The following is a 2,937-nucleotide window of genomic DNA, read 5'->3' as shown; positions in this document are numbered from 1 at the left end:
CTTCACGATATGCCCAATAAGATACAGGCAATTTCCTAAACTCGCTCGTAAATTGAGGTTAATACAATGAAAAAACTCGCTCTTATTTCTGTAGTAGGTTTGGCATTGTCTGGTTGTTGTGGTTCAGGTGGTGGCAGCAATAGCGATAGCACATCAACTCAACCAGCAGTGAAACCAAGTGTAGCGATTGGCTCTGTTGAAGCGGTCAACGCTGAAGAAAGCACGTTAACCGTCAATGGACATACGTATCGTGTGTCTGAGGTGGTTTATGACGACACACAAGTGCAACTGGCCGATGTAAAACCAAAAATGGTGGTTCGCGTGGGTTCAGATATTCGGCAAGCTTCGAACAATGGCGTCCGAGTCACACTTGAACCAACCATTACAGGACGTGTCACAGCAATTGATTATGTGAAGAAAACATTTACGGTAAACGGCGTAGATCTGCAGTTTGACGGTTTAAGTGATGATATAGAGATCAACGACTGGGTGATGGTGTCATCCTTGCCGACTGCGGATGCGGGTTATCGAGTGTTGTCTGTGGTCGAAATCGACGTAGATAACGATTACCCAGCCCTTGGAAGCTACTACGAACTGGAAGGTCGCATTACTAGTACCGATGAAAATGCTGGCACGTTTGAGCTTGGTACAAATATAACCGTATCTTACGACAACATTAGCCAACTTAGCATCGGCCAATGGGTAGAAGTAGAAGGTGAAATGCAAAACGGCATCTTCATGGCAAATGAGGTAGAAGTTGAAGACTACGACGATCTAAAAAATGACAGCGATGTGGAAGGTATCGTGACTTGGGTTGCCAAGGATTATAGTGAGTTCTCTCTAAACTACCGAGGAGCCTTCTTCATTGATAACGCAACACGCTTTGAGGATGGTAGCAAAGCTAATCTAGAACAAGGTCAAGAAGTAGAAGTGACCTCTGTGATGAAAAATGGCAAACGCACCGCTACCGTCATCGAATTTGAGCGGTCGGAGTTTGACAATGACAACCAATGGCGAGGTAAAGAGTTTGAATGTGAAGGCTATGTATCAAACTACGATGCTGATTCAAGAGCATTTAAAATCGAGCATTGTGAGAATGATGCTGATCAAGTACTAAGTAACACCACCGTTGTGATTGATGCGCAAACACGCTTCCAAGGCATTGAAGAACTTAACCTAAATGGTGCTCGTGTCGAAGTCGAAGGTGTGATCATTAACGACCAAAATATTGCCCGTGAAGTGGAGTTAGACGTTTACGACAACTAATCCCTTCTACGCTTAAGAAAAAGTGTCACTTCGGTGGCACTTTTTCTTTTCACCTTACTTTGCTTCCCAAGCTCAAACCAACAAATTCTCAGTCAAAGCCTTTTCTCTCCGTTACACTTTACCTATGTTTCACAACATTGGTGACGACTATGAAAAAACGCAACCTCATTTTGTTAATCTTGTTTTTTGGTTCAGCCACGAGCTTAGCTAGCGTTATGGATCCTGACTGCGATGCAGAAAAGGCAGCTAAAGCCGCTGCGACAAAAGCCGTGGTTGGTGTTGGGGGTCGCTGTACGCCTAAAGAGGCACTGAAAGATACCGCAGTTGATGCAGGAAAAGACAAATTACCAGATGAAGGGATGGCGGGTAAAGCTGTTGATGCAATGACACCGGAAAAAGAGAAGAAAACGATGAAAGACGTAACCAAAAAGCTCAATAAAGATTGATACGCTTTCTTGTAGTTAACTTTAATAGCGAAACTCCCCCCTCCCAAAAAAAAGAGCGCCGATTGACGCTCTTTCCGAACTCTAATAGATAACCAATTATGCGGTTTCTGCTTCACCTATCCAATGATAATGGTGGTTGGCTTTTTTTCCCACTAAACCGAGCTCTGCCAATTCTTCAAATACCTTGTCTACCTCTTCCGCAGACAGCCTAAACTGTTTAGCAACGGCTTTTTTGGTGCACGTAATTTGATGCGTTTTAAGTGCATCGCTAACTTGCTCTAACAAGGTTTTCGGTTCCTTTGGTTCTTCTGGCTCCGGCGCAGCTGGTATTTCTTGCTCTTCTTCCTCTTTTATATGAGGAAGATAACCCGCAGGCGCTGGGTCTATATCGCGAACTGTTTTCAATATCATGTCCTCATTTCTGCGATAGAAATATCGGAACCGTTGCTCTTCACCAATCAAGCCAACAAAAAATGCAGCAAAGAAGTCCAAAAGAATCGAAAGAAATACAACCAAGCCAAGCTGAGCTTGCTGAGAGGAGGTACCAAATGCGTTGGCTAGGCTATCAATCAAACCAATCACTGAGCCTTGCGTAACCGGCGGTAAACTATCACGCTCCATAGCCAAGCGTTGCTGCTCTTCACGTAAGGTTTTGTTTTGATCCTGAATGCGAGTTACACCAGTCGCGATACGCTCCATCTCGATGTATTTCTGCGCTGCCATATTGTTGAGCTCAATCTGCTTATCGATTGCCGCAATCTGACGATTAAACGCTTCCACTTTCGCCTGCTCTACCGAAATATGACTTTGTGCACTATTGGTTGCACTATTAATGCCACCAATACTACCGCCAATGGAAATCGCAGCTAAGACTAAATAAAACACGAGAGCGGTTGCTGCTCCTGTGTAGTTGCGATGGGCTCGGCGCTCACCGTATTCATACCAAGCGTAAAATTTACCCGCTTCAAAAATGATCGCTAAACCACCAAATAAGGTTTGCATCATCGGATTTTCGTCGATAGACAAAAATAGCAATAGAGAAAAAATAGTCGATGCTAAAATCGCAGCACCAGTGAATGCGTATACACTCACCATGGCAAATCGACCTTTAGGGTATCGATATCCAATCTGTTGTTCGTATTTCATTTGAGAAATTTCTTAAGATTAATCGCCCCTCCTACTAAGTAGGACGGACGTTTCTGGCATGTACAAAGGAGCGCAGAAT

General features: G+C 44.0%; 3 protein-coding genes. 2 read left to right on the top strand and 1 reads right to left on the bottom strand.

The features are described 5' to 3' along the window. The first annotated feature begins 66 nt into the window (after positions 1–66). Together CAG68_RS18935 and CAG68_RS18930 are read left to right on the top strand one after the other, a co-directional pair. On the top strand, positions 67–1,266 hold the full coding sequence (locus CAG68_RS18935) for a DUF5666 domain-containing protein (RefSeq protein ID WP_161441508.1): 1,200 nt from the start codon (positions 67–69) through the stop codon (positions 1,264–1,266). Between the two features lie 149 nt (positions 1,267–1,415). Next, complete coding sequence (locus CAG68_RS18930; protein ID WP_053307751.1) at positions 1,416–1,712, top strand: hypothetical protein; 297 nt, start codon at positions 1,416–1,418, stop codon at positions 1,710–1,712. Between the two features lie 96 nt (positions 1,713–1,808). Here CAG68_RS18930 and CAG68_RS18925 read toward each other — a convergent pair whose 3' ends face one another. Then, complete coding sequence (locus CAG68_RS18925; protein WP_085568982.1) at positions 1,809–2,858, bottom strand: Preprotein translocase subunit SecY; 1,050 nt, start codon at positions 2,856–2,858, stop codon at positions 1,809–1,811. Positions 2,859–2,937 lie beyond the last annotated feature (79 nt).

Source organism: Vibrio sp. V42_P2S4T144 (assembly GCF_009904715.1).
Lineage (GTDB): Bacteria > Pseudomonadota > Gammaproteobacteria > Enterobacterales > Vibrionaceae > Vibrio > Vibrio alginolyticus.
The sequence above is the reverse complement of the archived record's forward strand: the minus strand, read 5'-3'. Positions and strand labels throughout refer to the sequence as shown.